The organism is Shimia sp. MIT910701, from assembly GCF_047126315.1.
Classification (GTDB): domain Bacteria; phylum Pseudomonadota; class Alphaproteobacteria; order Rhodobacterales; family Rhodobacteraceae; genus Shimia.
Genome location: NZ_CP138953.1, coordinates 496563 through 523120, shown reverse-complemented (window position 1 = coordinate 523120; position 26558 = coordinate 496563). Strand labels below are relative to the sequence as shown.

Below are 26558 nucleotides of genomic sequence, written 5' to 3'. Positions count from 1 at the left end.
GTCAGCGCGGCGGTCCTTGAGCAGAGCGCCGCGACGCTAATTCACGTGCTGAGCCGAGGCAAGTCTTAGGTGGTTGGCTCGCGCAGAGACACAACAGAGTCTGCGGCAAATTCCACGCCACCGGGCGAGATCAGCACCACGCCCTGATCGGTGTTCCGCGCTTCGGTCACGCGCGCGTAAATGTCGGCATAGACCGAGTCGAGCGTTTCGCCATTGGCGCGGCTTTCGGTCACGAAGGTGTAGTTGCCATTCGGGAAAGGTTTGCCTGCATCATCAAGGCCAGACCAGGTCACGGTTTCGGCTTTGGGATCGATGGCGTAGCGCTGCACTTCTGCGCCGGATTCATTGCGCACGATCAGCGTGGCCTCTGCTGCGAGCTCATTGGCGTTCGGCACCACTTGCACCGGTTCGCCGGTGAAGTGCGCCGGCGCGGTCACCCGGGCCTCCATGCCAACCCAAGTCGCCAGGTTGCCCATGCCCATTGCACCAAGCTGGGTGCCGAGATTGGTCAAAAGCGTGTTTGTCAGGGTCTGTTGTTCCACCGTCGAGAACTGCGCCAACTGCGAGGCAAATTCCGTCGAATCGGTTGGGTTCAACGGATCCTGGTTCTGCATCTGCACCGACAGCATGGTCAGAAAAGTCTCAAAATCGGAGGCCAGCGCTGCAGAGCCGTTAGTGGGCTCCTTGGCGGCGGCGGCCGCTGCGGCGGATTGGGTTGCCGCAGTCTGGGATGCGGCGGATGTTGCGGTAGGGGTCATGTCTCTCTCCTAGACGCGGATATCAAGGCCGCTGCTCACAAGCGTTTGTGGCGCGGCGGTTTGGGCGGCCAAAGTGGCGGCATCAGGCAGAAGTGGCCCGTCGCCTTGGGCGGTGCCGCCCTGTCCACCTTGGGCAAATTCATTGCCACCTTGGGCGTTCTGGCCGTCACTGCCCTGCTGTTCAAAGCTGAAGGTGACGTCCTGATAGCCCATCTCCATGAAGTCTTTGCGCAGCATATCGATGTGGCGGCGCATTAATTCGGATGTGGCCTGGTTTTCGGCGGCGATGTTCACGGTCATCACGCCGCCGGTCTCGGTCATGGACATGCGCACCTTGCCCAGCTCCGGCGGATCCATCGCCAGCTCGATCAGGTTCTTGTCCGCCATTTTAAAGGCATCGGCCACCTGCCGCACCACATACGCCGGGTTCGGCGCACTGTTGCTCAGCCGGGCTTGCGAGGCCGCTTCCTGCGAGCTCATAATGGAGCGCGAGCTGTTGTTGGTCTCATCCGCAGCGGCAATCACCATATCCACGCTTTGGTATGTCTGGATGTCTGCCGCCTTGCCACTCATCTGCTGAATACCGGCGTTGACCTGCTCCATAATGGCGCGGGCCTGCATCTGTTGAGTGGTGGATGTGGTTGGCACGGATGGTGTTTCCAACTTCGGCGCGGTTGGCTCATCCACAGCCTCTACGCTCTGTTGGATCGCGCCACGGCGGCCCGCATCCAGTGCGGCCACCTCTTGCACAACCTGCTGCGGCGCGGCCTGTGCGGCTTGCTGGCTCACTTGAGAGCGCACCTGAACCTTCATTGGGTCCAGTCCTTCGCCAACTTCCGCTGCCATCTTGGAGCCCTGGGCATTGGCCATCTGAACCGCCTCAGCGGCCTTTTGTGCGGCCTGTTCCGGCAGAGCCGTTGCTTTCACATCAGGGGCCTGTGTGGCTGGCGCCGTGGCTTGCTTGGCCGCGTCTCCGGTCTGACCCGCCAGCTTCATCAACGCGGCATTCTCGGTTGTGCCCTTGGCGGGCTTCACCTCCGCCACTTTGGCGGCCACTTCGGGCGCATCTTCAACCGCTTCCGCCACTTCCACAGTGGCAAAATCTGCATCCTCAGGCGCGTCAGACCCTTTGTCCTGCCCTTCAGATTTGGCCTGTTTGCCGTCTTTGTCAGGCCGCGAATCGGCCTCTTTCGGCGCAGTATCGTCGCTGGTCTGGTCAGTTGTGCGGGTGTCGTTCACGTCCTCGGAAGGACGGTCGTTGCCTTTGTCAGATGCCTCGTAAGCCTTGGAAAAGTCGTCGCTTTCCCGCTTTGGGTCGGTCGGTTTCTGAGTGGCACCTGTCTCGCTTGGCGCGGACGGTTGGGTTACAAAGGGCAGATTGAGCATAGCGGTCTCCGGGAATTCTTCCACGCCGACCTCTCTACCTGAGTCTTCCTTACCACTTTCTTTACCGTCCTCGGCCACAACTGAAAAAATCCGCATGTAGACTGTGAGGCAAGAAATGCTCAACACATCCCCTATCGTGGCGCCCGCTGCGCCCCCCATTCAACCGACACCGAGCGCTCGTGAAACCGCGCTGCGCGACGCCGCCAAAGAGCTCGAAGCCGGGTTCCTGGCCGAAATGCTGAAGTCCGCAGGCCTCGGAAAAACCAGCGAATCTTTCGGCGGTGGCGCTGGCGAAGACCAGTTCTCCTCCTTCCTTGTACAGGAGCAGGCCCGCGCCATGGTGGACGCCGGCGGCATCGGCCTGTCCGAGGCTTTCTTCAACGCCCTCAAGGAGCGCGCCGATGTCTGATGAAACCGTAGACTTCCCGCTGATCGATTCGCTTCAGGAGCTGCTGGAAGAGGAGCGCACCGCGCTGATTGAAGGCAAGCTGAACGCGCTCCCGGATCTTTTGGAACGCAAAGAAGCGCTGTTTGAGGAGCTCACCACCTTGCAGGAGGAAGAGGAGATCGACGCCGACGACCTCGCCCCGTTGCAAGAAGGATTCGCCCGCAATCAACGGCTTTTGGAATCGGCACAGGCCGGTTTGCGCGCTACCCAGGAACGTATGGGCACCCTGCGCCGCGTGCGCACCTCTTTCGAATCTTATGACAACCGCGGCCAGCGTCAGGCTGTTCAGCTAAGCGCCGGTCAACGTGTTGAAAAGAGAGCATAAATCACACTCTTCCAAGTTTGTTTAAAATGCCACCGATTGTCTGTTTTGGGTTTAGGGAAACGTTAGCACTTACCGCGCCATGTTGATCCCGCATCCCAATGAGGGTGGCACCGGACACGGACCTGAGCCGACCGGTAGATGTCAGAATGACGTTCAGGAGTGCCCCCAATGCGTAGGGGCGCAAAATACAACCCGACGCAAAAGCGTCACGACATATAGGAAATGCCATGTCCAGCATTCTGACTAACAACGGCGCAATGGTTGCGCTGCAAACCCTGAAATCCGTTAACTCCAGCCTGTCTGACACCACGTCCGCTATCTCGACTGGTAAGAAGGTTGCCAACGCCAAGCAAAACGCGGCCGTGTGGGCGATTTCCAAGACCATGGAATCTGACGTAAACGGTTTCAAATCGGTGAAAGAGAGCCTTTCGCTGGGTGAATCCACTGTTGCAGTTGCTCGTAACGCAACCGAAACAGTGACCGACCTTCTGGGTCAGATGAAAGAGCGTATTGTTGCCGCACAAGGTGACAACGTGGACCGTACCAAGCTGCAGGCCGAAGTTTCCGAACTGCGTGACCAGATTGGTTCCGTTGTGGGCGCAGCCCAGTTCAACGGTCTGAACCTGGTAAACGGCGGTGGCAACACCGACGTTCTTGCGTCTCTCGATCGTGACGCCAGCGGCAACGTGACCGCGTCTTCGATCACTGTAGCTGCACAAGACCTTTCCGTAGGTGGCTATTCTGCAAAAGCCGTTTTGGCCGGTTCTGACAACGTGTCGACCGACGAAGACGCTGCTGGCTTCACTATGGACAAGGATAGCGGTACCGGTACGCTGGTAATCGACAGTACAACTGATAACTTCGCTGCTGGTGATAAAATCTCCATCAACATCAACGATCAGTCTGTCTCTTACACTGTTCAGGAATCTGACCTTGATCCTTCCGGCACCTATGACGCGGCGCACACCGATGCGCTGGTTGCAGTGGGTCTGAAGAACGCGGTTGACCAACTGGGTATCCAGGGCGTTGACATCGACTACGACTCCACAGCCGCAAACACTCTGTCCTTCATCACAGGCACTGGTGCAGACGCGGCGGACCGTGACATTACTGTCTCCGCTCAGTTCTCCAACGCTGGCTCCGGTGGTCTGGCTGCTCTGTCCGCAATTGACGTATCCACCGCAGGTGGCGCGGCAGCGGCTCTGGGCAACATCGAAAGCCTGATCACCACCACCATCGACGCAGCCGCAGCATTCGGTACCGTTGAATCCCGTATCAGCACTCAGAACGACTTCGTATCGAAGCTGTCTGACTCCCTGACTTCGGGCATCGGTTCCATGGTTGACGCCGATATGGAAGAAACTTCTGCACGTCTGCAGGCTCTGCAGGTTCAGCAACAGCTGGCGACTCAGTCGCTGTCTATCGCGAACCAGGCGCCACAGCAGCTGCTGTCGCTCTTCCGTTAATGGACTTAGTTGGGGGCGCTCGAACGGCGCCCCCAGCATCTCCATCTTTCTAATTTCTGTCTCGCATATCGGGAGAACTCCGACGTGACACCAAATGCTCTCGCAAAACGCGCCTACGGGCAGGCCGCAGCGCCAACAAAGTCCACAGGCAAGCTAGAATATGATGTGATCGCGCGGGTCACCCACAAGCTGAAACAAGCTGCCATGCAAGGCAAACGTGGTTTCCCAGCCCTCGCCGAAGCCATCCACGAGAACCGCTCCCTTTGGACCCTTCTCGCCGTGGATGTAGCCGGCACCGACAACGGTCTTCCCGAACAGCTTCGGGCCCAGATCTTCTATCTCGCGGAATTCACGGATCATCACAGCACTAAAGTGCTGGCGGGCGACGCCAATGTGCGGCCCCTACTGGAAGTCAACACCGCGATCCTTCGCGGCCTTCGAAGCGGAGCAGCAGCAGCATGAGCGGCCTTGTTCTCAAATTGAGCCCTAAAGAGCGGGTTCTGGTTAACGGTGCAGTTATTGAAAACGGAGACCGCCGGTCCCGTCTGTCCATCATGACCCCAAATGCCAACATCCTGCGCCTGCGGGATGCCATCCACCCGGAAGAAGCCAACACCCCAGTGCGCCGCGCCTGTTATGCGCTGCAACTGGTTCTGTCTGGCGACTCCGATGCCGATGACGTGGAACGCACCCTACTGCGCCACATCGAGGATCTGAGCCAGGTGTTCACCGACAACGACAGCCGCCAGATGATCGCAGCCGCCACCGACGCGGTGATCGCGGGCCGTCACTATCAGGGCCTCAAGGCTTTGCGCGCCTTGTTGCCGCGTGAGGACCGTCTGATGGCGGTGGCACGCCAATGACCTATCAGCCCATCGTCGCAGGCAGCGGTCTCGTTGCGTGGAATTTTCTCCAGCGCACGATGGACACGCAAACCAAGGCGTTCGAAAGCTCGCCGGTCATTCAGCGTGACCTCGACTATTTTGAAGAAAACATAAAAAATGTCGAGACCGCTGACGATTTGGCCAATGACCGGCGTTTGCTACGCATCACGCTTGGCGCCTATGGTTTGGACGAGGACGTCAACAACACGTTCTTTATGAAGAAAATCCTAGAGGAAGGCTCTCAGGCGCCTGACTCTTTGGCCAATAAAATGGCGGACAAGCGCTATCTCGCCCTGGCTGAGGATTTTGGCTTTGGCGACTTGGGCGGACCGTGGCACAAATCTGACTCTTTTGTTGCCAACATCAAAGAGCAATACACCACCCGGCAGTTTGAGATTGCGGTTGGAGAGCAGGACGAGAGCCTGCGTCTGGCGCTCAATGCCGTGCGCGAGCTGGAAGAGATTTCCGTTTCCGGGTCCAGCGACACCACCAAGTGGTTTTCGGTGCTTGGCTCCCCGCCATTGCGCAGTGTTATGGAGCAGACCTTCAACCTGCCGTCGTCTTTTGGCGCGCTGGACCTCGACAAACAGCTTGAAGTCTTCCGTGGGCGCATGGAGAAGCTGACCGGCGACTCCGAGATCAGCCAGTTTGTGGGCGAAGACGCGCAACAGAAGCTTGTGGACCGCTATTTGATCATGTCCCAGATCAACACCTCACAGGGCTTGAGCGGCGGACAGATCGCTTTGACCTTGTTGCAGTACTGATCTGAACCACAACATATAGAACCGTCGCAATACAGTCGCGATACCGACGCATTACCGACGTGAAAATTCAGCAAAAAGCGCGCCTCAATGGGCGCGCTTTTGTCATTTCGTGAAAGGCTTGTTTACGCCTTCGCCCCCGCGCGGCGCAGAAGTAGCGTAAGCTTTTGAAATGCATTCATAATCGACGCACTATTGCCGTCACCCATATAGGCATCCAGCTCCGGCCAGGCGTTGATCGCCACATCCAGAACCGGATCAGACCCCGCCGAATACAGCCCGGCCCGGATCATCGTGGCGCTTTGTTCATAGGCCCCCAAAAGTCTGCGAGCCTCTGAAATCGTTGCGTTTTCCTGGTCCGTTGCGCAGTGCGGCAGGCTCCGCGAGACCGACCGCAGCAGGTCTACCGCCGGGTATCGGCCGCGCTCCGCAATCTTCCGATCGAGCACCACATGCCCATCCAACACCCCGCGCAGGATGTCAGCAATCGGTTCATCCATGTCTGAGCCCGCGACTAAGACACTGAAAACACCGGTAATATCGCCTTGCCCTTCCAGTCCCGGACCGGCGCGTTCGCACAGTGACATGATCATATGGGAGGTTGACGGCGGATAGCCCCGCAGCGCGGGCATTTCACCGGATGCAACGGCCACCTCGCGGTGGGCCTCGGCGAATCGCGTGATCGAATCCGCCATAAAAATCACGTGCTTACCCGCATCCCGGAAGTGCTCTGCCACGCTCATAGCCGCGAGCGCGCAACGCCTACGTACCAGGGGAGATTGATCCGACGTCGCGGCCACAACAATAGACCGCTTAAGCCCTTCCGGCCCCAACACATTCTCCACAAATTCCCGCAGTTCCCGCCCCCGTTCCCCGATCAAAGCAATGACCGCAATATCGCCGGTCATATGCTTGGCGAACTGTCCCATAAGACTGGATTTACCAACGCCGGAACCTGCAAACAAACCAATACGTTGGCCTTTCACAATCGGCAGCATCGTATTGAAAATCGCCATACCGGTTTCCAGCCGATCGCCCAGCGCCCGCCGCGCGGCTGGCGGTGGCGGCGCGTTCTTTAACGCTCGCATCTGAGGTCCGCGCAACAACGGTTTGCCGTCCAGTGGGTTGCCATAAGGATCAATGATCCGCCCAATCCAAGCATCTGACGGCGCAATGCCCACTTGGTCGCGCAAGGCCACGCGGTCGCCAATAGACACCCCGTCCGGCGCCGCATCGGGCAGCATGGTCATATCTTGTGTGTGCAGCTGGATCACTTCACCGGCAATTTTTGCCCCGTCATGAAGCGTGACTTCCAGCAGATCTCCGATTCGTGCGACCGCATTGAGACCACTCACGCGCAGCAGGTTGCCTTCAACCGCGCAGACTCGTCCTATGTCTTTGATTGGGCGCACTCTTTTGAGTTCTGCGCCAAGGCTTTCTAGCCCTTTAGCGTCCATTTGGATTCTCCAAAGTTCCTTCGAAACCCTTTCTAAAGGAATCAGGGTTAAGCCTTGATTTAAGCCATCGAGGGAGAAACCCCGTGTTCAAGAATTTGAACGTATTTAAAACTGCACATGCCATGAGCCAACACGCCGCTGTACGCCAGTCGGTTGTGGCTCAGAATATGGCAAACGCCGATACGCCGGGCTACAAAGCTCGCGACATTACGCCGTTTAAAGAGGTCTACCGCAATGACGGTGGTGCCTCCAGTATGCGTGCCACCCGCTCCGGTCATCAAGGGCATGGGCTGGAAGCCTCCGCATTGCGCCCGTCCCTCGCTACCGCCGAAGTTGCCCCAAGCGGCAACAGTGTCTCTCTGGAAGAAGAGATGCTGAAGGCGGTTGATGTCAAACGCCAGCACGACCGCTCGCTGGCCATCTACAAATCCTCCCTGTCCGTGCTTCGAACTGCACTTGGACGTTAAGTAAGACAGAAAGTCATGAGCAATGAGTGATTTTGGTTCCGCATTAAGCGTCACCTCGTCAGGTTTGCGTGCCCAGGCCGCCCGCTTGCGCCACGTGTCCGAGAACATCGCCAACGCCGACACCCCCGGCTATCAGCGTAAGACCGTGAGCTTTGAGGCCGACACATCCTCCCGCGATGGTCAGGTCTCCGTGAGCCCGGTGCAGCTGGACCGCTCTGAAGGCAAAAAGATCTTTGATCCAAGCCACCCGATGGCAGACGCCACCGGCAACTACCTTGGCTCCAACGTCGATATGATCATCGAAATCGCTGACGCGCGCGAAGCGCAGCGCAGCTACGAAGCCAACCTCAAGATGTTTGACCAGACCCGTCAGATGTCCTCGTCGCTCATGGAACTCTTGCGCAAATAAATTTAACTAAGGAGACCCAGAATGGATGTCCGTACAGTACTAGCCGCTCAGAATTACACCGCCTCCAAGCCCGCGACCGGGCCGGCTGAAAACGGCCAGGGCGGGAATGCTCTGTTTGGCCTGGCAAAAGACTTTGCCGCCACCCTTCAAGAAAGCGAGCAGGTCTCGATGCAGGCGATGACCAGCAAAGCAGACCCGCACACATTGGTACAGGCGTTGGCCCAGTCTGAACTGGCCGTTGAAACCGCCGTGACCGTGCGCAACAAGGTGGTCGAAGCCTACCAAGAAATCCTGCGTATGCCGGTCTGATGCTGGATCAGGCCCTCTTCTTTGACACTCTCCGCCAGGGCCTTTGGGTCGCGGTGATGATCTCCATGCCTATTCTGGCAGTGGCGCTGATCTCGGGTGTCTTGGTTGGTCTGTTTCAGGCACTGACGTCGATCCAGGAGATGACGCTGACCTTTGTGCCGAAGGTGCTGTGCATTGTCATCGTCTTCTGGGCGACCATGGGTTTCATGAGCCAAACCCTCGTTTCGTTTTTTCAATCCACCCTCGTTCCGTTGATTGCTGGAGGCTAACTATGGACAACGCAGGCTACACAACGCTGACCCGTCAGTCCGGTCTCACCCGTGAGATGAACGTTCTGGCAAACAACATTGCCAACGCGGCCACCACCGGCTACCGCGCCGAGGGCATCGCGTTTTCAGAATTCATCAAATCCGCCCCCGGAACCGAGAGTATCTCCATGGCGACGGCCAATGTGCAGATGACCTCGTTGGAGCAGGGCGCGTTGAAGCAAACAGGCGGAAGCCTGGACTTTGCCGTTGAGGGCCCCGGCTTCTTTATGGTGCAAACCCCAAATGGTGAGCGTCTGACCCGCGCTGGTGCGTTCTCTCCGAATGAAAATGGTGATCTGGTGAATATGGACGGCCACTTGGTGCTTGATGCCGGTGGCGCGCCTATCTTCATTCCGCCAGATGCCAAAAGCGTGGATGTCTCCTCTGACGGTACCTTTAGCGTCGATGGCAACCCGCTTGGTCAGCTCGGGATCTATCGTCCAGTCAACCCTCTAGATCTGAAGCGGGAATCCGGCGTTTTGTTTGAGGCGCCTGATGGGGTCGAGCCCATCGAAGAAGCCCGCGTACTGCAGGGGTTTCTTGAAAACTCCAACGTGAACCCGATCACCCAATTGTCCCGCATGATCGAGGTGCAGCGCGCCTATGAGATGGGACAGACCTTCCTGGAAAACGAACACAATCGCATCCGTGATGCGGTGAAGACCTTCGTCAGATAACATCTAGAAAGAGGACAGCAGAATGCGTGCCCTGACAATTGCAGCCACCGGTATGAGCGCTCAGCAACTGCGTGTTGAGACGATTTCCAACAACCTCTCCAACATGTCGACCACCGGCTATAATGCCCGTCGCGCCGAATTTGCCGACCTGCACTACCAGCAGGTCTCGCGCGCCGGCGCGATTAGCGCCTCAGACGGCTCGGTTCTGCCCACTGGCGTGCAGGTTGGTCTGGGTGTGCGTGCCGCCGCGATCAACGTGAACCTGGAGCAAGGCTCCCTGTCCAACACCGGCGGTGATCTGGACGTGGCCATCGAAGGCAAAGGCTATCTCGAAGTCACCCTGCCAAACGGCGAAGCGGCCTACACCCGCGACGGTGGTCTGAAGCGCAGCGCAGATGGTCTGATCGTCACCTCTGACGGCTACCCTGTGGCCCCTGAAATCACCATTCCGGAGGATGCGACCAGCATCTCCATCAACGGCGATGGTCAGGTGTTTGCCTATTTTGACGATGCCACCGAGGCCGAAGAGCTTGGCCAGTTTACTTTGGCAGGCTTCACCAACGCCAAAGGTCTTGAGGCGCTGGGCGGTAACCTCTTTGGGGAAACCGAAGCTTCTGGTCCGCCCAATGTGACCAACCCGGGTGAAGACGGCCTAGGCACCCTGCGTCAGGGTTACTTGGAAGACAGCTCCGTGGATGCGGTGCGCGAAGTGACCGAACTGATCGAGGCGCAGCGTGGTTACGAGCTCAACGCCAAAGTCATCACCGCAGCAGACCAGATGATGGCTGCAACAGCGCAGGTGCGCTAAGATGAAACGCGCTCTGGCCCTCATCCTCACCGTTCTGGCCGCTCCGGTTTCTGCGGAAATCGTGGTCGCCACCGAGATCATTCGCGCCAACACCATCATCGAACCTGGTGTGGTCGGCCTCAAGCAAGGCGATGTGCCTGGCGTCCACACCGATCTGGAAGCCGTCATCGGCAAAGAAGCCCGCAAAGCCATCTATCCCGGCCGTCCTATCCGCAAAGGGGACATTGGCGAGCCGGCGCTGGTCGAACGCAACCAGATTGTCACCCTGATCTACAGTGCCAACGGGTTGAACATTGAAACCGAAGGCCGCTCTCTGGCCCGTGGCGGCGAAGGTGAACGTCTTCGTGTCATGAACCTCAGCTCCCGCTCCACCATCACCGGAACCGTATTGCCCAACGGCAATATCCAGGTCGCCAATTAAAGGAACACACCAGTGCGTATTTTCTCGACAACACTTCTTCTTGTGGCGCTGGCCGTGTCCGGCTGCGGTCGCACCGATCACATGGGCAAAGCGCCCAGCTTCACCCCAACCACCAACAACCAAGAACACTACGCGATGATGAACCCGCCGCTGCCGCAGCAGGCCAGCGTGTCACGTCGTTCTGATACCGCATCGCTCTGGAGCGGCAACAAAGCCTCCCTGCTTGGCGACCGCCGTGCCGCCAGCCGTGGTGATATTCTGACCGTGGTGATCGAGGTGGACGAAAAAGCCCAGATCAAAAACGAATCCGAGCGCAATCGCAGCGGCTCTGACAGCCTGAGTTTGCCAGCGCTGGCGGGCCTGCCTCAACGGATCAACGAGCGTCTGCCAACCGGGGCGACCACCGATCCACTTGTCGACATCAGCTCTGACAGCAAAAGTTCCGGCGATGGCTCTGTGAAGCGCAGCGAGAAATTGACCCTGCGTGTTGCGGCCACTGTGGTGGACGTGCTGCCAAACGGCGTTCTGGCCATCGAAGGCTCCCAAGAGCTGCGCGTGAACTACGAGTTGCGAGAGCTGCTGGTGTCCGGCTTTGCCCGCTCCGAAGACATCTCTCGTAAGAACGAAATCACCTTCGACAAAATTGCCTCCGCACGTGTGTCTTATGGCGGCCGTGGCCAGATCACCGACATGCAGCAACCACGTTGGGGTCAACAGGTCATGGACGCGGTCCTGCCTTACTAATCGGGTGATCTGATGAAGAAACTTCTCCCCATTATCCTTCTTCTGGTTGGCATCGGTGCTGGCGTTGGCGCAGGGCTTGCCCTGCGACCGGAGCCTGCTCCGGTAGAAGTAACCGAAGCAGGCGAAAGCGAAGAGCACGCCGAAAAATCAGCCAAAGGCGACGAGGAGGAGGGCCCGCCAACAGGTCGCGAGTACATCGATCTGGTGGACCAGTTTATTGTCCCTGTTGTGAATGATGATGCTGTTTCATCGCTGATTTTGATCACCCTGACGATTGAAGCGGAAGCAGGCAGTCGCGAAGCGATTTTTGAGGCAGAACCACGCATTCGTGGGGCGCTTTTGCAAACGATGTTTGACCACGCCAACATTGGCGGTTTCAGCGGTGCCTTCACCAACTCAAGCAAGCTGGACCGGCTGCGTAAAACCTTCCTGGAAGTGGCCCAAAAAGCCTACGGCGACGAGATCACCGATGTGTTGATTGTGCAGATCACACGTCAGGACATCGCGTAATCACGCAGGTGCACATGACAAAAAAGGCGGCGCTCATCAGCGCCGCCTTTTTTTGGTCTCTGAAAGATCAGTTGGCTCACATGCCGCAGCTCAACTTGCCTTCCATGATCGAATCCACCAGCGCCACCGCCCGCATTTGACGGCGGGTTTGCACCTCGTGCTCCAGCAGTTTTTCCATCACATCGGCTTTGCCAAAATGCTTCTGGAGATCCTTATAGGCCATCTCCTTACGTACCATCACATTGGCCAGCTGATGGTTCAGGATCTTGCGGTTGCGCCCGATCCAGCTGTTCCAGGCCAGGTCCCCGCCGGTGATGCGCATGGCGGTATCGCCAGTCAGCGCGTCACGTCCGTTCTTTTCCTGCTCCGTCAGATCGTTAAGCAACCCGCGCAGTTTATTTTCTTCCGCCTGAATGGACTGCATCGCCGCCTGCGCCTTCTGATAGCGCGCCTGGGTGATCACATTCAGCTCTTTCAGATCGTCGCTCATACGCGGCCTTTCATACGTTGACGCATGGCGTCGGCAAATCGGATGGCCGCCGCCACCGGTGCATAGTGGTCCGGCGGTACTTCTTGACCAATTTCCACAACCGCGTGCAGCGCCCGTGTTGAGGGTGGATCGCGGTGAATAGGTACGGCATTTTCCTGTGCCACTTCGCGGATTTTGGCCGCAACTTCGTCTACACCTTTGGCCACACAGACCGGCGCGGCACCGGGCATGCGGGACCACTTCAGCGCGACGGCGTAGTGCGTCGGGTTCACCATGACCACATCCGCGTCCGGCACATCCGCCAGCATTTGGTTCATCGCAATTTCCTGACCTTTTTGGCGCCGCTGCTGTTTCATATGCGGGTCGCCTTCGGCCTCTTTGCTTTCGTCGGTCATTTCCTTACGGGTCATCATGTTTTTGCGAATGTGCTCGGCGCGTTGCCAGAAATAGTCGATCACCGCGATCGAAGCGGAGACGACAATCACAATCATCAAAAACTCAAGCATCAGGCGGCCCAGAAGGGCTGGCACCATCATCGCATCAAGTTGAATGGCGGAGGCCATTTCGGCCATGCGTGCCTTCAGAAAAAACCCAAGACAGACCGAGAAGATCACCAGCTTGGCAAAGCTCTTGCCAAATTCAAACAGACCGCTGCGGCCAAACTTGTTTTTGGCGTTAGAGATCGGATTGATGCGCGACAGTTTGGGCGCCAGCTTGGACGGCGTCACCAGAAAAGCGCGCTGCGCTATCACGCTCAGGATCACCGCGACCATCGGTACGACAAACCAAGGGGCTACGGACGTTATGGTTTCCAGCATGATCCCGCCAAGCGGCGTAGACGGATTGCCCTCAAACACCATTGGCGCAAGTTCATCTGCCTGATCCAGTAGCACCATCAAACCGTTGCCAGCCGATTTGATGGTGGCGGGGCCAACGGTCAGAAACGCCAGAGTTAGGCCAAGGTAACCCGCCGCCACGGAGACATCCATGGACTTGGCTATCTCACCTTTCTTTCGCGCATCATCCAGTTTCTTCTGGGTGGGCTCAAAACTCTTTTCGCTGTCGTCGTCCTGACCGCCGCCGCTCATCTCAGGCCCTCAACCGGGTTGATCATGAACGCCTCCATTGCGCCCCACCACAGGGTGAGCAGCGCAGGCGCCACAAGGAACAAAAGGAACAGGCCGCCCGCCGTGATCAGCGGCGCCCCCACAAAGGCCACCATCAACTGCGGCATGGCGCGGTTGATCACGCCAAGCATCAGGTTGTAGATCGCCGAAATGATCACAAACGGCGCCGCCAAACGGAACGCCATGTTAAACGCCTGCGCCATATGCGGCACACCCCATTCGGTCATGATTTCCCGTGGCGGAAAGGTGCCAGCAGGGAACAGCATGTAAGATCCGATCAAATAACGCGCGACATAGACGTGCAGCCCCATGGTCACCGCCAGCGCGAGACCGGCGATCACCAGAACATTACCAATCGCTGGCAGCGGTTCGCCCGCCGCGCCGCCCAAAAGCTGCGCCAAAGATGTCGACTGACCGGCAATTGTACCTGCGGTCTGCAATGCAAACACAAACATGCGAATGCCAATGCCCATCAAAAATCCGCTGATGGTTTCGGTTAGCGCGTATTGCGCGATCAATGGGAAGGTCGGCTCGGCGCTTTCAAACACCGGCACGGCTGGCGCAACAATGACAGTGAACGCCAATGCCAAGCCCAGCTTGATGCGGGTCGGCACCGAGGTCTCGCCAAAGGCTGGCAGCAAGGCCACCGCTGTGCCCACCCGCAAAAACACCAAAAAACCGTGCCAAAGCGCGGCTTCTGTGGTGTTCAGAAGGAAGAGGGCGGTCTCCATCATGCGGCAACAACCCCAACAAGCGCGGGCCGTGCATCCAGTCCGATTTCCTCAAAGCTGAGCACAGGATTGGAGATGCCTTTGGCGCTGAGCACCGTGCGCAGGAATCTCCGGCGCCTGGTTGACGTCACAAGCGCGGCAAAAATCCCACTGTTGCCTGCATCAGTCATCCGGTCGGAAATCGATTGGGCCAGCGCGTTGAACACATCCGGTGGCAGCGCCACGTCCATGCCGCCTGCGTCGCCATCCACTTGATAGGTCGCAAAGGTGTCTTCCCACTCCGGCGCCAGCTGGACCAATGGAATGGTTCCGTCGTCGCGCTTCAGATCGGAAATCAGCTGGAAGCCCAGACGTTGACGTACATTCTCGCAGATCGCTTCCGGCTGCACGCTCACATGGCGGGCCTCGGCGATGGATTCCAAAATCAGCGGCATATTGCGGATAGATACTTGCTCATCCAGCAGCATGCGCAGAATGCGGTGCAGCAGATCTAGCGGGACTTTGTCTGGCACAAACTCATCCATCATCCGGCGGTTGGCATCGGCCCGCACCGGATCAGACAGGTTCATCATCTCATCAAGAATGCGACGCAGCGCCTTAAACGTCAGCAGACGGCCAAAGTTGGATTTGATTGTTTCCAGCAGGTGGGTCGCCAGAACCTCCCCCGGTGTCACAATGGTGATGCCGGCGAGAGCGGCTTTCTCCTGCGCGGCGCTGTCGATCCAGCGGGCAGGGGCGCCATAGACCGGCTCGGATACATCCTCACCGGAAGGCAGCGAGTCCGGGCTGTCGCCTGCCAAGGCAAGAACTTTCTCCGGCTCCAGTCGGTCGCGCACCTGCTCTACACCTTGAATGCGAATAGTGTAGGTGCCGTTTGGCAGCGACGGCTCGTCGGTCAGGCGGATTTCCGGCAGGATCAGGCCATAGGTCGAGGCCACATGGGTGCGCATATTGGTGATGCGCGCATCGAGACCTGCGCCGGGATCGAGCACCATGTTTACCAGATCGGTGGCAAACTCCACGTGGATGTCGTCCAAGTCCAGCACGTCGCCGATGGGCTTGTCACGTGGCAGAACCGGTGCGTCTTCCTCATCGATTTCAAGGCTGGCATCGGCCTCTTCTTTCTTCTTCTGGTGCAGGTAATACGCCGCAAAACCAAGCACGCCGCCGCCTGCAAGGAAAGGCAGGAATGGCAGACCAGGCACCAGCGCAAACAACATCATCAGCACGGCCACGGTGGCAATCGCAGGCGGGTAGTTGCCCAGCTGTTTCAGCAGGGTCAAGTCGGTGGAGCCGGTGGTGCCGCCCCGTGCCAGCAGCAAGGCAGAGGCAATCGAGATAATCACGGCCGGGATCTGGGTCACCAGACCGTCACCCACGGTCAGGATGGCATAGGTCTCAAACGCCTGGCCGATTGGCATGCCATGAATGGCGACGCCCATGATCAGGCCCATCACCAGGTTCAACAGCGTGATCAACAGGCCGGCAATCGCGTCGCCTTTTACGAACTTTGACGCACCATCCAGCGATCCAAAGAAGGTGGTTTCCTGCTGTTCCCGCTCCCGGCGGGCTTTGGCTTCGGCGTGGTCAATCGCACCGGCGGACATGTCGCTGTCAATCGCAAGCTGCTTACCTGGCATGCCGTCCAGCGCAAAGCGCGCGCCCACTTCGGCCATCCGAGTGGCACCTTTGTTGATCACCATGAAGTTCACGATGAGCAGCACACAGAACACCACGAGGCCCAAAAACACGCTTCCGCCCATCACAAAGTTGGCAAAGCCTTCGATCACATCACCCGCGGCATTTGTGCCGGTGTGGCCTTGCCCAATGATCAGTTTGGTCGAGGACACGTTGAGCGACAGGCGCAACATCAGCGAGGCCAGCAAAATGGTTGGGAAGGCGGAAAAGTCCAACGGACGCTCAATAAACAGCGTCACGGTGAAGATCAGAATCGCGAGGGCAAAAGACGCGGCCAATCCGATGTCCAACACCCAGGAGGGCATCGGCAGGATCATCATGACAATAATCGCCATCAGGGCGAGGGCGAGCAGGATCGTCGGGCTGAAAAGCGCTTTGATGGAGAAGGTTGGGTTCACGGATTACCCTCCATTGCTCAGCAGTGATCGGCCCGATCCAGATCCAAGCGGCACAAGCGATCCCATCGCGCCAGCTGAACCGCTGCGCTGAAGCAGCGGGAAATTGTTTTCGCGGATCACAGTGGCCGTGCGCTTCACCGGCATCAGCGCCTGATCCGGCGATTGCGCCAGATCGCGTTTAAAAATGGCTTTGATTGTGGCGGCATTATTGGAGGGGCGCGCCTGATCGGCCGCGTCATCCCTGTTGTGGGTTTCCGCGCTGTCGGTGCTGTCTTGTACAAATGTGGTGAAAACCAAAAAGAGACTTGTCACAAGTCCCAGAAGACCGATTGTGACGGTCTTGAGTGAGTCGCCATAGAATCGCGACATCGCGTTGAAAACGTACTGTTTTTTCATACCGATAGCTTTCTGCCCCAGTTCAAGGCCCAAGCTATCGGCGCATGGTTAAGATGTGGTAACCGGTGTTAAGAAGATGGCTCGGTCACGCTGTGCAGATCGAGCAATTCGCCCAGCACGCCCCGGCTCTCCGCCGCGCCTTCCAGCAAGGCGCGATTGCGCGCCAACATGCCTTCGGTCACACGATCTGTGGCCGCCTCGGACTCGCTGCCCTCTTCCGGCGGCAAGAGATAGGTGGAGGCCCGTCGCAAGACTTCGTTCTCTGAAGCTGTCAGAGACGCCAGGTCACCGTCAAGCCAGGCTTCGGTTTCCGCCAATCCACGTTCGCCAAGCTCAGCCAGCAAACGCGCCGCTCCGGCATGATCGCCAGCCATGGCTTTGGCTTGCGCCCGCAAACGATCCGCAACTGGGGTTTCCATACCCATAAGTTCCGCTTCCGCGCGTTTCGGCAAGGCTTCCGCCAGCGCCAAACGGGCATTCAACAGGCGTTTTTCATCCGTCGGAATCACCGTCTGCGCGGCTTGCATCAGACGTTTGGTTTCCCCCAGGAAGCCCATCTCGAAGGTCTTATGGGCCAGCTGCAACGCAGCCGCTGTCGAAATACGCCCAGGGGAGGCCAGACGTTCCTGAATTGACCAGGAGATCACCTCAAAATCATCGGCCTGCTCCAGCACCGCCATAACCAGCTGGCTGCGCACATCTTCGGCCGCCTCAGCCCCGTCGCGGGTTTCGATGTCATTGATGATTTTGAAGGCTTCGCCAAATTCATGGCCCATCATACGCGCCAAAGCATGGGCACGGCGCAAGTCTGGCCCCATGGCGCCGCCCTTGTGTTCCACAGCCAAAGCGCCGACCAGAGACACGGTCTCCGGCGAGGGGGAGTCACCCTGCGCCACATGGTTCTCAATTAGGTCAATCACCGCCTTGGTGGAGATATCAGCGTTTTGCGTAGCAATTTCGGTAAGCGCCTCGGTGGCTTCCTCGGTGTTGCCCAGTTCCGCGTTCAGCGTGGCTTCGGCAAACTCAAAGTTGATGTCCGGCTTGGGCGATGTGCGCTCAATTCCGTTCAGAACCAGCATCGCGGCCTCGGTTTGGCCTTGCGCCACCAACCGATTGCTCAGCTGCGGCCCAAGATATTCACGCAGATGGCGTGGCATCTTCTGCAGTGCATCCAATGCGCCGTTGACCGCGCTTTCTCCCACCAGGGTTTCGCCGGACAAGGCGGCCCACATGGCAGAGTTTCCTGCGCAATGCCCTTGGCTGGCAAAAGACGGGTTGTCCTCAGGGGGCGTGCGTCCATCCATGATATGCGCCATGGCGATCAGGATGCTGTTCTCGCCACTTTCCGGCAGCAGATTCATGATCTGCAGAGCTTCCGCGCCAAAGGTGTAATGCACGTAGAGCTGCGCCAGCTCACGCAAAGCATCCTTGTTGGTGCGGTCAAATTCGCCCACAACTTCCTGACGCAGACGGCCAAGCTCTTGCACAAAGGTGCCTTCGCCACTCCAGTCGGCGATGTTCACCGCCGAATCCGGCAGACACATGCCGGTGGCCACTTGCCCGCTGAGCAGCGCCGCGATGTCGCGGCCCACTTCGTCAAGCACGTTATAGGCGACGATGTTCAGGTCTTTTCCAACGGCCGCTTGCGGCGGCACATGGTCCGAGCTGTTGAGCTGCGGCATTTGCGACTCAGCGGTTTTCACAGGTTTGCCAACCAGCCCGCTGGTGTCTTCCACCTCGGGAGTTTGTGCCTGCAACAGGTTCTGATTGGCCGCGCGGTCGACCTGTTTGATCAGATCACCCCGCAAGACCTGCACCTGGGCGCTGCGGTCGACAAAATTATCGATTGCCAGTAAGTCGGAAAAATCCGGCTTGGGCTCAGCGGCGGCCACCTGAACCGGCGGTGGTGTTGGGCTAGCCGCCTCAAACGACGAGAACCGGAACTGCCGCTGAGGCTTTTTTTCAACCGGCACAGCCTCGCCAAAAGATAGCGGCACCTGTGGCAGGTCGTCGTTCTGCGCAGGTGGCAGGTCGTCGCGAATGTCAAAGATCACATAGCGCCCATCGTAAGGGATCGACACAACACGGCAGGCACAGGCCAGTTCCAGTTCCAACTCACCAGCGGCGTCATTGGCCACAACATTGGCCAATCGGTCCCGCGGGATTTTGTCAAAAATGGTGCTGGTGCGCAGGTTGACGTCATCACCCTCGATTTTGATGGTGTAAAACCGCCCGTCACGCGACACGGTCCAATCGGTTTCCGAGGAAGGCAGGGTGGCCACCAAACGGGTGAAATCTTCGTGCTCGCCGGACCGGAACAGCACGTCTTGTGCGGCCCCCGCAGAGGCCGCCAATACCATCGGAACAGCAAGCAGAAGCTGTTTCATGCCGCTTCCTTCTTCACTTCGGCCAGCGCCTCTTCCAGCTCCGCAAACTGCGGACGGTTGTGGCCCGGCGTGTTCTGACGCCCCACCTCGATACAGATGTTTGGCGAGTGGTTGTGCAGGTTCGCAATCAGCACCTCACGGATAAGCTGATAGAAATGCGCTTCATCCTCGACCACACCTTTGATTTTGGCGGCAAACGGACCTACCAGACCATAGGCCAGGAAAACCCCGAGGAACGTCCCCACAAGCGCGCCACCGATCATGCCGCCCAGAACCTCTGGTGGTTGGTCGATCGAGCCCATGGTTTTGATAACACCCAAAACCGCCGCAACAATTCCCAGCGCCGGAAGCGCATCCGCGAGTGACTGCAACGCGTGGTTGGGGTGCATCGCATGGTGGAAATTGGCTTCGATTCGCTTCTCCAGAACCTCTTCCACCTGATGCGGGTCGTCATAGTTCATCGACGCAGAGCGCATGGTGTCGGCAATCAGGTTGATCGCTTCTTTGTCCGCAGTGATGCGGGGGTATTTTTGGAAAATGTCGGATTCATCCGGGTTTTCGATGTGCTCTTCGATGGCCACAGGGTTTTTCCTGGCCAATCGTATGAGCTCAAACAGCAAACACAGCAGATCCTTGTAATCGTCCGGCTTCCATTTCGGGCCTTTGAAGACTTTGCCGAGATCCTTCAGCGTGTGCTTTACCACCGAGCCGTCATTGGACACCAAAAAGGCACCAACACCGGAGCCGCCGATGATGATCATCTCAAAGGGAAGGGCCTTCATAATCGGGCCAAGACTACCACCGGCAAGAACGTATCCGCCCAACACCATGATAAAAACAACAGCGATGCCAATAATGCCTAGCACGGGTTCAAACTCCTAGTAGCGTTTCAGTCCGACCATAGGCCGACGCCGGTTAACAAGTTCTCATTCGGTGGGGGTATTTGCGTTCCGACCGGCCAAAATTACGCTGATTGTGTAGGCCGCATCCGGGGCCATGCCCGCCATAACGCCCGCAGCGCTTTCAGGTTTCATACGACCGATGAAACCAGCGGCAAATTTCGGGTCCATCTCTTCAAACAGAGCGGCCACATCTTTGGGCTTCATGGTCTCATACACTTGGGTGAGTCGCCCCAAATCGTCTTCGGCAGCGGTCTCAGACAAGGCGATCAAGCTGCGCAGACGCCCTTCGGCATCCTCCAGAGCGGCCAGTTTGCGGGTCACTTCGCCATCCGCGACGTTGAGCGCTTGCAGGCGATTCTTGATCTCTTTCTCACGCTGCTCGATGCGCTGTTCGCGTTCCTTGAACACAGCCATCAACTCGCGCAGGTCTTCTGGCGGCTCGCAGGTTTCTGGTTTGGCCATGCTGGCCAAGGGCGATTCAAAAAGCGGCTCTTCGCGCGCCAAAGCTTCATTGGCGCTGATACCCACGCGCACGGTGGCGGAGCCAATCAAAAACGTCGCGATCAGAAACAGACTTCCCTTGGACTGTTTCCGGCGCGCTTTCTTTTTGGCCTTCGCTTTCCCTGCCGGAGCGTCCGGCTTGGTCAACGTTTCCGCAGCCGCCTTGGCGCGGGTTTTCTTGGCGTCTTTTTTCATCACATACGCTCCAGTTAGGCGACGTGGCGTTTAAACATGGTGCCAGCTTCAGGCGCTTTGTCCTCTGCCGCAGGCTTCGCGGCCGCCGGTGCGGCCTCTGCCTGCATGGCTGCCAGAGCCATCGCCGCCTTTTTCTTGGCTTTTTTCTTGGCTTTTTTCTTGGCGCGACGGATCAACTTGGCTTCTTCTGCTGCAATGGCTTCTGCCTGCATCCGGGCCCAGTTTTCATCCTCGGCTGTTTCTTCCGCCGATTCGGGTTCCGCAATCTCTGCCTCTACAGGGGCCTCTGCCTTCGGTTCAGGGGTGTCTTCTACCTCTTCCGGTTCCGGCGCGGCCTTTGCTTTGGCAGGTTTTGCGTCTTCGATGTCGTGCATCGCGGCCATCATCAGCTCAAGACGTTTAGAAACCCCTTCTGCTCGCTGCGTTAGCGCTTCCAGGCGTTCGGTGGATTTACCAGCGGTGCCTTGTGCGGCCTTCAGGGTGCGGGTCATGTCGTCCACCTGGGCGGACAAAACCGCCACGGCTCCGCCCACACCTGATTCCAAATCGTTGAATTTGGACAGGCGGCGCGCTAGCACAAAACAATAGATGCCTGCCCCGAGGGCACCGGCTACCAACAAGATATCTGCGATCAAGTTCATCTCGACACTCCTCAGTTCAACACGAATTCCATGACCAGAAGGTCGGAAACTCGTTCAGGTCCGGTTACAATTTGTACGCGACGCAGCATTTGCGACCGCAGGGTCACCAGCGCATCCGGCGATTCGATGTCCGATGTGTTCAGCGCCCGCAGATAGCCGTTCAGCACATCCACAACACGCGGCAACACCCGCTCGACTTCTTCCTGATGATCGCTTGGCACTTCCAACTGGGCGCGGAACCGCAGGTAGTCGGCGCCGCCACTGGAAGTCAGTGAAACAATAAGAGGGTCCATGCCGACGTAAACAACGTCAGGCAGTGCTTCGATCTCTTCCGCAGGCGCCGATTCTTCGGCCACTTCAGCAGAATCATCCCCCAAAATCATGCCCGAATAGACGGCATAAAATCCGCCGCCGCCGCCAACCAAAGCCAGCACGAGCCCAATGATTAAAGGGAGTTTTGACGCTTTTTTCGGTGCGTCTTCTGTCTCGACAGTTTCGTCAGTCATCACAGGTTCCAAATTCTTTGTCCCTGCAACTTCTCCCATACAGAAACTAACCGATTATTAAGTCTGTTGAGAGAAACAGTTCGTGACGGTCGTGCAGAAGGTGCGATCCCACGGAGAAGAAACGTGCAACAATTTTTGAATATGTGGACAGCAATGGACAATCGGCGAAAGGTGATCGTCGTATTGGCCACGATTGCGGTTTTTGCGACCGTATTGTCTTTGGGTCGGGTCGCCACCAAACCGGGAATGGCCCTTCTATATAGTGGTTTGGAAAGCGGAGCGGCTGGCGAAGTCGTCACAGCTCTGGAACAACGCGGCGCCATTTATGAAGTGCGCGGCGGATCTATTTATGTAGCTTCCGGTTCCCGGGATGAGCTGCGCATGACGCTCGCCAGCGAAGGTTTGCCTGCCAATACGACTCAGGGGTACGAGCTTCTCGATTCGCTTTCGGGTTTTGGCACCACCTCGCAAATGTTTGACGCAGCCTACTGGCGCGCCAAAGAAGGTGAGTTGGCTCGAACAATTGTTGTGAGCCCTCTGATCAGCCAGGCACGTGTGCATATTGCAAACGCCTCCTCCAATCCTTTTCAACGGCATATCAAACCGTCCGCCTCCGTGACGATCACCACACCTGCCGGAGATTTGCCCAACAAACATGCGCAAGCGCTGCGGTTTCTTGTGGCCTCTGCGGTCTCCGGTCTCTCTCCCGAAGATGTTGCCATTATTGATGGCAGCGGCGGTCTGGTGGGCGTGGCGGATGAAACCAGCACCAAAGTGGGTGACAATAAAGAAGAAGAAACCCGTCTGGCGGTTCAGCGTATGCTGGAAGCCCGCGTGGGTCCGGGCAATGCGGTTGTCGAAGTCAGCATCGAGACGGTGACCGAGACCGAATCTATCACCGAGCGTATTTTTGATCCTGCGAGCCGTGTGGCGATCAGCACCGACACCGAAGAGCGCAGCACCGATTCTCAAAACGCGGCCGGTCAGGTGACCGTGGCCTCCAATCTACCGGATGGGGATGCCGCCGGAAGCTCTGGCTCCACCAACCAGAACCGCGAAACCCGCGAGCGCATCAATTACGAGGTGTCCGAGACCCAGCGTGAAATTCTGCGTCAGCCTGGCGCGGTGAAACGTATGACTGTGGCGGTGTTGGTGAACGGCACACAAACCGAAAATGATCTTGGCGAGCCTGTTGTAACCCCGCGTCCCGACGAAGAACTCGAAGCGCTGCGTGAACTGGTGGCCTCTGCGGTGGGCTTTAACGAAGCCCGCGGGGACGTGATCACCCTGAAGTCGATGAACTTCCAGCCGGTCCTGCCAATGGGCACCTCTGCCGAATCCTCCATGTTTAAAGGCATGGAACTTGACCTGATGTCGATCATCCAAACCGCGGTGCTGGCGATTGTGGCGCTGGTACTGGGCCTGTTTGTGGTCCGTCCATTGCTGGCCGGTGGCGGCAGTCGCGAACTGAACGAACTGGGTGACGCCCCAATGTTGCCGGATCTTGGCGGTGAAGACGGTGACTTCCCGGCCATGGCGCCAATGATGGGCGACATGGGTGGCGACATGGGCATGCCAATGGCGATTGGCGACATGGGTGGCGACGTTGGTGGCCTGCCTGATCTGGGTGGCGGCCTGCCTGCGCTGGGCGGTGACGGTGGTGGCATGTCGCAATCTGATGCCGCAGACCGTCTGCGTGGCCTGATCAGCGACCGCAAAGATGAAACCGTGGAGATTCTCCGTAACTGGCTCGATGATCGTGAGGAAGCCTGATGTCGATTTCCCATCTGTTTGAAGACTTTGGCGGCATCACCGCCCCAGAGCCGGAACCTGTCGCAACACAGGAGGACGGCAATGAAGATGACATGCTCGAATCCTTTGAGCAGGGCTACAAAGCTGGTTGGGACGACGCGATCAGCGCCAAGTCGGAGGAACACGCCAGTGTGTCTGCTGCCCTCTCCACCAAATTGAACGATCTGTCTTTCACCTACCACGAGGCGCGCGAAGCGATTCTCGCCGATCTCGCCCCCACGGTGGAGAAAGCCATCATGACTGTGCTGCCAGAGGTGGCCCGTCAGGCCGTTGGCGCCTTGGCCGTGGAACAGCTGCACAAAATTGTGCGCGATAACAGTGAAACCCCGGTGGTGTTGTCCACAGCGCCGGATTGCTACCAGCCGGTCATCGACGTCATGCCCGAAGACCAAACATTCCCCGTCGAAGTGGTGCGCGACGAAAACCTGGCAGAAGGCCAGGTGCGTTTTGAATTTGCCCAACGCGAACGCCTGATTGATCTCAGCGAGGTTCTCGAAGCTGTTGCTGAAGCAATGGCTGCGTTCACACATGAAACACGCAAGGAGGCCCAGAATGGCTGATCCAACTCTCAAATCTGAATCCGGCAACCCGTTCACCTCTGTACCTGTGGAGATCACCATCTCCGTGGGCAAGGCACGACCGTTGATCGGCGACCTGCTGAACATGAACGAAAACTCGGTTCTGCCGCTCGACAAACGTGTGGATGACCCGGTGGAGCTTTATGTGGGCGACAAACTCATCGCCCGCGGCGAGCTTGAGGAAATGGAAGGCGGACAGGAAGGCCAGCTGGCCGTGCGCCTAACCGAAGTGGCAGAGTTCGAAAGCGGTCTGTGATGATCCGCGCGGCTTTTCTTGCCGTCACCTTCTCCACCGTCTTTCTCTTTATGGCAGATTCGGCCTCGGCGCAGGATCTGTCCATTCCGATCACCCAAGACGGCTCGCTGACGGCACGCAGCATTCAAATCTTTCTCCTGATCACGGTTCTCAGCCTCGCGCCGGGGATTGCGATCATGGTCACCTGTTTCCCTTTCATCGTGACGGTGCTCTCGATCCTGCGTCAGGCCATTGGTCTGCAGCAATCTCCGCCCAATATGATGATGGTCTCGCTGGCGATGTTCCTGACCTACTACGTCATGGAGCCGGTTTTCACACAGGCCTGGACCACTGGCGTCGAGCCCCTGATGGCGGAACTGATCGACATCGAAACCGCCTTTGAGCTGACCGCGGAACCCTTCCGTCAATTTATGGCCGCCCGCTTGGACCCGGACACCTACACCCATCTGGCGTCGTTGCGCCCGGATACGGTGGACACCGCCCCCGGCCCGGACTCGCCCCTATCGGTTCTGGTGCCCAGCTTCATGCTCTCGGAAATTGCCCGCGCGTTTCAGATCGGCTTCCTGATCTTCCTGCCGTTCCTGATCATCGACCTCGTGGTCGCCGCCGTGCTGATGTCCATGGGGATGATGATGGTCCCGCCCGCGATTGTGTCTTTGCCATTTAAACTGTCTTTCTTTGTGATCGCAGACGGCTGGAGCCTGATCGCAGGCAGTTTGGTGCGCAGCTACTTCTAAAACCGCACGCGCCGCTTCCCTTTTGAGGCGGCGCGTGGCACACATCGGATGACTCAATCCGTTAGCGCAATCAGGCGCGGAGCAGCCCCATGAATCTGAAAGCGACCTTGCTGGCCCTGCTGGCCTTTGCGATCTATTCCACCCACGACGTTGTGGTGAAACACCTCGGCGCGACGTTTTCGCCGTTCCAGATCGTGTTCTTTTCGTCGCTGTTTGGCTTCCCTTTGATCACCCTGATGCTGGTGCGCGACCCCACCCATGGCAATCTGCGCCCGGTGCACCCATGGTGGGTGGCGCTGCGGTCGCTCTGCGTGGTGATCTGCCCCACGGCTGCCTTTTACGCCTTTTCGGTGCTGCCATTGGCGCAGGTTTATGCGCTGCTGTTCTCCACACCTTTGCTGGTCACTGTCCTGGCGATTCCCGTCCTCGGCGAGAAAGTGGGCATCTGGCGTATGTTGGCGGTTCTGGTGGGCCTTTTGGGGGTGATGATTGTTGTTCGCCCCGGGGCAACCGAGTTGAACCTTGGCCACCTCGCGGCTTTGGTGGCTGCAGGCACCGCCGCATTGCAATCCGTTATCGTGCGCAAAATTGGCCAGGACGAGCGCCGTGTGGTGCTGATGCTCTATCCGCTTCTGATCAGCGTGGCCGTTATGTCCGTGGCGATGGCTTTTGTCTATCAGCCGGTTGCCGCGCCAGATCTGGCAGGATTCGCCATTGTGGCGGTGTTTGGCTTCATCGCCACCTTGCTCATGGTCTCCGCCTACACAATCGGCGAAGCCGCCTTGGTGGCGCCGATGCAGTATTCTCAGATCATCTGGGCTGTGATCTTTGGCATGCTGCTGTTTGACGAAACCCCGGATGCGCCGACCTTGATCGGCGCCGCGGTGATTGTTGCCAGCGGCCTCTTCATTATTGCCCGCGAGGCCACCGGCGGCACGTCCGAACAAACCCCCGTTCTGCGCACCCGCTCGCGCGGCCTGTCGCCCGGCAGCTTCCGCGTGAGCCAGGCTCTACGCCGTCCAGCACGCACTGATTTGGACTAGCCCAAGCCACAACGCCGCCGCG

General features: G+C 58.2%; 33 protein-coding genes. 20 read left to right on the top strand and 13 right to left on the bottom strand.

Going from position 1 to position 26558, the window contains the following annotated elements:
• Positions 1 to 65: 65 nt before the first annotated feature.
• On the bottom strand, positions 66 to 758 hold the full coding sequence (locus SIB38_RS02515) for a flagellar hook capping FlgD N-terminal domain-containing protein (protein ID WP_412551263.1): 693 nt from the start codon (positions 756 to 758) through the stop codon (positions 66 to 68).
• 9 nt (positions 759 to 767) lie between these two features.
• A complete protein-coding gene (locus SIB38_RS02510; RefSeq protein WP_412551262.1) occupies positions 768 to 2240 on the bottom strand; it encodes a flagellar hook-length control protein FliK in 1473 nt (490 codons plus the stop codon).
• 19 nt (positions 2241 to 2259) lie between these two features.
• Between SIB38_RS02510 and SIB38_RS02505 the strand changes: the two genes are divergently transcribed.
• From SIB38_RS02505 to SIB38_RS02480, 6 genes are all read left to right on the top strand, one after another.
• A complete protein-coding gene (locus SIB38_RS02505; RefSeq protein ID WP_294115515.1) occupies positions 2260 to 2553 on the top strand; it encodes a rod-binding protein in 294 nt (97 codons plus the stop codon).
• Positions 2546 to 2917: a flagellar biosynthesis protein FlgN gene (locus SIB38_RS02500; protein WP_412551261.1), complete on the top strand. Its 372-nt coding sequence runs from the start codon at positions 2546 to 2548 to the stop codon at positions 2915 to 2917. Before SIB38_RS02505 ends, SIB38_RS02500 begins: the two co-directional genes overlap by 8 nt.
• A 227-nt stretch (positions 2918 to 3144) precedes the next feature.
• Positions 3145 to 4383 (top strand): flagellin, encoded by a 1239-nt coding sequence (locus SIB38_RS02495; protein ID WP_412551260.1) that lies wholly within the window; start codon positions 3145 to 3147, stop codon positions 4381 to 4383.
• Between the two features lie 84 nt (positions 4384 to 4467).
• Entirely contained in the window at positions 4468 to 4845 is a 378-nt protein-coding gene (gene flaF, locus SIB38_RS02490) for a flagellar biosynthesis regulator FlaF (RefSeq protein ID WP_294115522.1), read from the top strand.
• Complete coding sequence (gene flbT, locus SIB38_RS02485) at positions 4842 to 5246, top strand: flagellar biosynthesis repressor FlbT (RefSeq protein WP_294115524.1); 405 nt, start codon at positions 4842 to 4844, stop codon at positions 5244 to 5246. The genes flaF and flbT overlap by 4 nt, the downstream gene beginning before the upstream one ends.
• The gene (locus SIB38_RS02480; protein ID WP_294115526.1) at positions 5243 to 6031 is read left to right on the top strand and encodes a DUF1217 domain-containing protein; all 789 of its coding nucleotides are present in this window, start codon (positions 5243 to 5245) and stop codon (positions 6029 to 6031) included. The genes flbT and SIB38_RS02480 overlap by 4 nt, the downstream gene beginning before the upstream one ends.
• A gap of 122 nt (positions 6032 to 6153) precedes the next feature.
• Here the strand turns inward: SIB38_RS02480 and SIB38_RS02475 are convergent, their stop codons facing one another.
• A complete protein-coding gene (locus tag SIB38_RS02475; RefSeq protein WP_294115527.1) occupies positions 6154 to 7485 on the bottom strand; it encodes a FliI/YscN family ATPase in 1332 nt (443 codons plus the stop codon).
• 83 nt (positions 7486 to 7568) lie between these two features.
• On the opposite strand from SIB38_RS02475, the gene SIB38_RS02470 reads away from it, so the two are divergent.
• From SIB38_RS02470 to SIB38_RS02430, 9 genes are read left to right on the top strand one after another with little or no spacing between them, the layout of a single operon-like run.
• On the top strand, positions 7569 to 7952 hold the full coding sequence (locus SIB38_RS02470; protein WP_412551259.1) for a FlgB family protein: 384 nt from the start codon (positions 7569 to 7571) through the stop codon (positions 7950 to 7952).
• 22 nt (positions 7953 to 7974) lie between these two features.
• Complete coding sequence (gene flgC / locus SIB38_RS02465; protein WP_294115529.1) at positions 7975 to 8361, top strand: flagellar basal body rod protein FlgC; 387 nt, start codon at positions 7975 to 7977, stop codon at positions 8359 to 8361.
• 21 nt (positions 8362 to 8382) lie between these two features.
• Complete coding sequence (gene fliE, locus SIB38_RS02460) at positions 8383 to 8670, top strand: flagellar hook-basal body complex protein FliE (RefSeq protein WP_294115530.1); 288 nt, start codon at positions 8383 to 8385, stop codon at positions 8668 to 8670.
• The gene (locus tag SIB38_RS02455; RefSeq protein ID WP_294115531.1) at positions 8670 to 8939 is read left to right on the top strand and encodes a flagellar biosynthetic protein FliQ; all 270 of its coding nucleotides are present in this window, start codon (positions 8670 to 8672) and stop codon (positions 8937 to 8939) included. Before fliE ends, SIB38_RS02455 begins: the two co-directional genes overlap by 1 nt.
• A 2-nt stretch (positions 8940 to 8941) precedes the next feature.
• Positions 8942 to 9655, top strand: coding sequence for a flagellar hook-basal body complex protein (locus tag SIB38_RS02450; RefSeq protein WP_294115534.1), 714 nt, complete (start codon positions 8942 to 8944; stop codon positions 9653 to 9655).
• Positions 9656 to 9677: 22 nt separating this feature from the next.
• A complete protein-coding gene (gene flgG / locus SIB38_RS02445; RefSeq protein WP_294115536.1) occupies positions 9678 to 10463 on the top strand; it encodes a flagellar basal-body rod protein FlgG in 786 nt (261 codons plus the stop codon).
• 1 nt (position 10464) lies between these two features.
• The gene (gene flgA / locus SIB38_RS02440) at positions 10465 to 10884 is read left to right on the top strand and encodes a flagellar basal body P-ring formation chaperone FlgA (RefSeq protein WP_294115538.1); all 420 of its coding nucleotides are present in this window, start codon (positions 10465 to 10467) and stop codon (positions 10882 to 10884) included.
• A 12-nt stretch (positions 10885 to 10896) separates the two neighbouring features.
• Complete coding sequence (flgH, locus tag SIB38_RS02435) at positions 10897 to 11628, top strand: flagellar basal body L-ring protein FlgH (RefSeq protein WP_412551258.1); 732 nt, start codon at positions 10897 to 10899, stop codon at positions 11626 to 11628.
• 12 nt (positions 11629 to 11640) lie between these two features.
• Positions 11641 to 12138 (top strand): flagellar basal body-associated FliL family protein, encoded by a 498-nt coding sequence (locus tag SIB38_RS02430; protein ID WP_294115543.1) that lies wholly within the window; start codon positions 11641 to 11643, stop codon positions 12136 to 12138.
• Between the two features lie 76 nt (positions 12139 to 12214).
• Here SIB38_RS02430 and SIB38_RS02425 read toward each other — a convergent pair whose 3' ends face one another.
• From SIB38_RS02425 to fliL, 10 genes are all read right to left on the bottom strand, one after another.
• Positions 12215 to 12628, bottom strand: a complete 414-nt coding sequence (locus tag SIB38_RS02425) for a hypothetical protein (protein ID WP_412551257.1) — start codon at positions 12626 to 12628, stop codon at positions 12215 to 12217.
• On the bottom strand, positions 12625 to 13716 hold the full coding sequence (locus SIB38_RS02420) for a flagellar biosynthesis protein FlhB (RefSeq protein WP_294115547.1): 1092 nt from the start codon (positions 13714 to 13716) through the stop codon (positions 12625 to 12627). Before SIB38_RS02420 ends, SIB38_RS02425 begins: the two co-directional genes overlap by 4 nt.
• Positions 13713 to 14489 (bottom strand): flagellar biosynthetic protein FliR, encoded by a 777-nt coding sequence (locus tag SIB38_RS02415; protein ID WP_299421391.1) that lies wholly within the window; start codon positions 14487 to 14489, stop codon positions 13713 to 13715. Before SIB38_RS02415 ends, SIB38_RS02420 begins: the two co-directional genes overlap by 4 nt.
• A complete protein-coding gene (flhA, locus tag SIB38_RS02410; RefSeq protein WP_412552012.1) occupies positions 14486 to 16519 on the bottom strand; it encodes a flagellar biosynthesis protein FlhA in 2034 nt (677 codons plus the stop codon). Before flhA ends, SIB38_RS02415 begins: the two co-directional genes overlap by 4 nt.
• Positions 16520 to 16585: 66 nt before the next feature.
• The gene (locus tag SIB38_RS02405) at positions 16586 to 16978 is read right to left on the bottom strand and encodes a hypothetical protein (RefSeq protein WP_412551256.1); all 393 of its coding nucleotides are present in this window, start codon (positions 16976 to 16978) and stop codon (positions 16586 to 16588) included.
• A 68-nt stretch (positions 16979 to 17046) separates the two neighbouring features.
• Positions 17047 to 19365 carry a hypothetical protein gene (locus SIB38_RS02400; RefSeq protein ID WP_294115553.1) on the bottom strand — a complete coding sequence of 773 codons (2319 nt, stop codon included), beginning with the start codon at positions 19363 to 19365 and terminating at the stop codon, positions 17047 to 17049.
• Positions 19362 to 20231, bottom strand: coding sequence for a flagellar motor stator protein MotA (gene motA, locus SIB38_RS02395; protein WP_294115554.1), 870 nt, complete (start codon positions 20229 to 20231; stop codon positions 19362 to 19364). The genes SIB38_RS02400 and motA overlap by 4 nt, the downstream gene beginning before the upstream one ends.
• A 60-nt stretch (positions 20232 to 20291) precedes the next feature.
• Entirely contained in the window at positions 20292 to 20963 is a 672-nt protein-coding gene (locus SIB38_RS02390; RefSeq protein ID WP_294115556.1) for a MotE family protein, read from the bottom strand.
• A gap of 14 nt (positions 20964 to 20977) precedes the next feature.
• A complete protein-coding gene (locus SIB38_RS02385) occupies positions 20978 to 21604 on the bottom strand; it encodes a hypothetical protein (RefSeq protein WP_366010679.1) in 627 nt (208 codons plus the stop codon).
• Positions 21605 to 21615: 11 nt separating this feature from the next.
• Positions 21616 to 22110 (bottom strand): flagellar basal body-associated protein FliL, encoded by a 495-nt coding sequence (gene fliL / locus SIB38_RS02380; protein ID WP_294115557.1) that lies wholly within the window; start codon positions 22108 to 22110, stop codon positions 21616 to 21618.
• Positions 22111 to 22251: 141 nt separating this feature from the next.
• Here fliL and fliF point away from each other — a divergent pair, with 141 nt between their 5' ends.
• From fliF to SIB38_RS02355, 5 genes are all read left to right on the top strand, one after another.
• On the top strand, positions 22252 to 23883 hold the full coding sequence (gene fliF / locus SIB38_RS02375) for a flagellar basal-body MS-ring/collar protein FliF (protein ID WP_412552011.1): 1632 nt from the start codon (positions 22252 to 22254) through the stop codon (positions 23881 to 23883).
• On the top strand, positions 23883 to 24482 hold the full coding sequence (locus SIB38_RS02370) for a hypothetical protein (protein ID WP_294115558.1): 600 nt from the start codon (positions 23883 to 23885) through the stop codon (positions 24480 to 24482). The genes fliF and SIB38_RS02370 overlap by 1 nt, the downstream gene beginning before the upstream one ends.
• Entirely contained in the window at positions 24475 to 24756 is a 282-nt protein-coding gene (locus SIB38_RS02365; protein WP_294115559.1) for a FliM/FliN family flagellar motor C-terminal domain-containing protein, read from the top strand. Before SIB38_RS02370 ends, SIB38_RS02365 begins: the two co-directional genes overlap by 8 nt.
• Entirely contained in the window at positions 24756 to 25493 is a 738-nt protein-coding gene (gene fliP, locus SIB38_RS02360; RefSeq protein WP_294115560.1) for a flagellar type III secretion system pore protein FliP, read from the top strand. Before SIB38_RS02365 ends, fliP begins: the two co-directional genes overlap by 1 nt.
• 89 nt (positions 25494 to 25582) lie before the next feature.
• Positions 25583 to 26536, top strand: coding sequence for a DMT family transporter (locus SIB38_RS02355; RefSeq protein WP_294115562.1), 954 nt, complete (start codon positions 25583 to 25585; stop codon positions 26534 to 26536).
• The last annotated feature ends 22 nt before the right edge of the window (positions 26537 to 26558 follow it).

Coding starts and splice junctions, on each gene's coding strand:
- SIB38_RS02390 (WP_294115556.1), bottom strand. CDS start 20,963: ATGAAAAAAGACGCCAAGAAAACCCGCGCCAAGGCGGCTGCGGAAACG.
- SIB38_RS02500 (WP_412551261.1), top strand. CDS start 2,546: ATGTCTGATGAAACCGTAGACTTCCCGCTGATCGATTCGCTTCAGGAG.
- SIB38_RS02425 (WP_412551257.1), bottom strand. CDS start 12,628: ATGAGCGACGATCTGAAAGAGCTGAATGTGATCACCCAGGCGCGCTAT.
- SIB38_RS02370 (WP_294115558.1), top strand. CDS start 23,883: ATGTCGATTTCCCATCTGTTTGAAGACTTTGGCGGCATCACCGCCCCA.
- SIB38_RS02405 (WP_412551256.1), bottom strand. CDS start 16,978: ATGAAAAAACAGTACGTTTTCAACGCGATGTCGCGATTCTATGGCGAC.
- SIB38_RS02510 (WP_412551262.1), bottom strand. CDS start 2,240: ATGCGGATTTTTTCAGTTGTGGCCGAGGACGGTAAAGAAAGTGGTAAG.
- SIB38_RS02450 (WP_294115534.1), top strand. CDS start 8,942: ATGGACAACGCAGGCTACACAACGCTGACCCGTCAGTCCGGTCTCACC.
- SIB38_RS02515 (WP_412551263.1), bottom strand. CDS start 758: ATGACCCCTACCGCAACATCCGCCGCATCCCAGACTGCGGCAACCCAA.
- SIB38_RS02400 (WP_294115553.1), bottom strand. CDS start 19,365: ATGAAACAGCTTCTGCTTGCTGTTCCGATGGTATTGGCGGCCTCTGCG.
- SIB38_RS02430 (WP_294115543.1), top strand. CDS start 11,641: ATGAAGAAACTTCTCCCCATTATCCTTCTTCTGGTTGGCATCGGTGCT.
- SIB38_RS02420 (WP_294115547.1), bottom strand. CDS start 13,716: ATGAGCGGCGGCGGTCAGGACGACGACAGCGAAAAGAGTTTTGAGCCC.
- flgA (WP_294115538.1), top strand. CDS start 10,465: ATGAAACGCGCTCTGGCCCTCATCCTCACCGTTCTGGCCGCTCCGGTT.
- fliE (WP_294115530.1), top strand. CDS start 8,383: ATGGATGTCCGTACAGTACTAGCCGCTCAGAATTACACCGCCTCCAAG.
- SIB38_RS02365 (WP_294115559.1), top strand. CDS start 24,475: ATGGCTGATCCAACTCTCAAATCTGAATCCGGCAACCCGTTCACCTCT.
- flgG (WP_294115536.1), top strand. CDS start 9,678: ATGCGTGCCCTGACAATTGCAGCCACCGGTATGAGCGCTCAGCAACTG.
- SIB38_RS02475 (WP_294115527.1), bottom strand. CDS start 7,485: ATGGACGCTAAAGGGCTAGAAAGCCTTGGCGCAGAACTCAAAAGAGTG.
- SIB38_RS02480 (WP_294115526.1), top strand. CDS start 5,243: ATGACCTATCAGCCCATCGTCGCAGGCAGCGGTCTCGTTGCGTGGAAT.
- SIB38_RS02385 (WP_366010679.1), bottom strand. CDS start 21,604: ATGAACTTGATCGCAGATATCTTGTTGGTAGCCGGTGCCCTCGGGGCA.
- fliL (WP_294115557.1), bottom strand. CDS start 22,110: ATGACTGACGAAACTGTCGAGACAGAAGACGCACCGAAAAAAGCGTCA.
- flbT (WP_294115524.1), top strand. CDS start 4,842: ATGAGCGGCCTTGTTCTCAAATTGAGCCCTAAAGAGCGGGTTCTGGTT.
- SIB38_RS02505 (WP_294115515.1), top strand. CDS start 2,260: ATGCTCAACACATCCCCTATCGTGGCGCCCGCTGCGCCCCCCATTCAA.
- fliP (WP_294115560.1), top strand. CDS start 24,756: ATGATCCGCGCGGCTTTTCTTGCCGTCACCTTCTCCACCGTCTTTCTC.
- flgC (WP_294115529.1), top strand. CDS start 7,975: ATGAGTGATTTTGGTTCCGCATTAAGCGTCACCTCGTCAGGTTTGCGT.
- SIB38_RS02455 (WP_294115531.1), top strand. CDS start 8,670: ATGCTGGATCAGGCCCTCTTCTTTGACACTCTCCGCCAGGGCCTTTGG.
- SIB38_RS02415 (WP_299421391.1), bottom strand. CDS start 14,489: ATGATGGAGACCGCCCTCTTCCTTCTGAACACCACAGAAGCCGCGCTT.
- SIB38_RS02495 (WP_412551260.1), top strand. CDS start 3,145: ATGTCCAGCATTCTGACTAACAACGGCGCAATGGTTGCGCTGCAAACC.
- fliF (WP_412552011.1), top strand. CDS start 22,252: ATGTGGACAGCAATGGACAATCGGCGAAAGGTGATCGTCGTATTGGCC.
- SIB38_RS02355 (WP_294115562.1), top strand. CDS start 25,583: ATGAATCTGAAAGCGACCTTGCTGGCCCTGCTGGCCTTTGCGATCTAT.
- flhA (WP_412552012.1), bottom strand. CDS start 16,519: ATGGCGATTATTGTCATGATGATCCTGCCGATGCCCTCCTGGGTGTTG.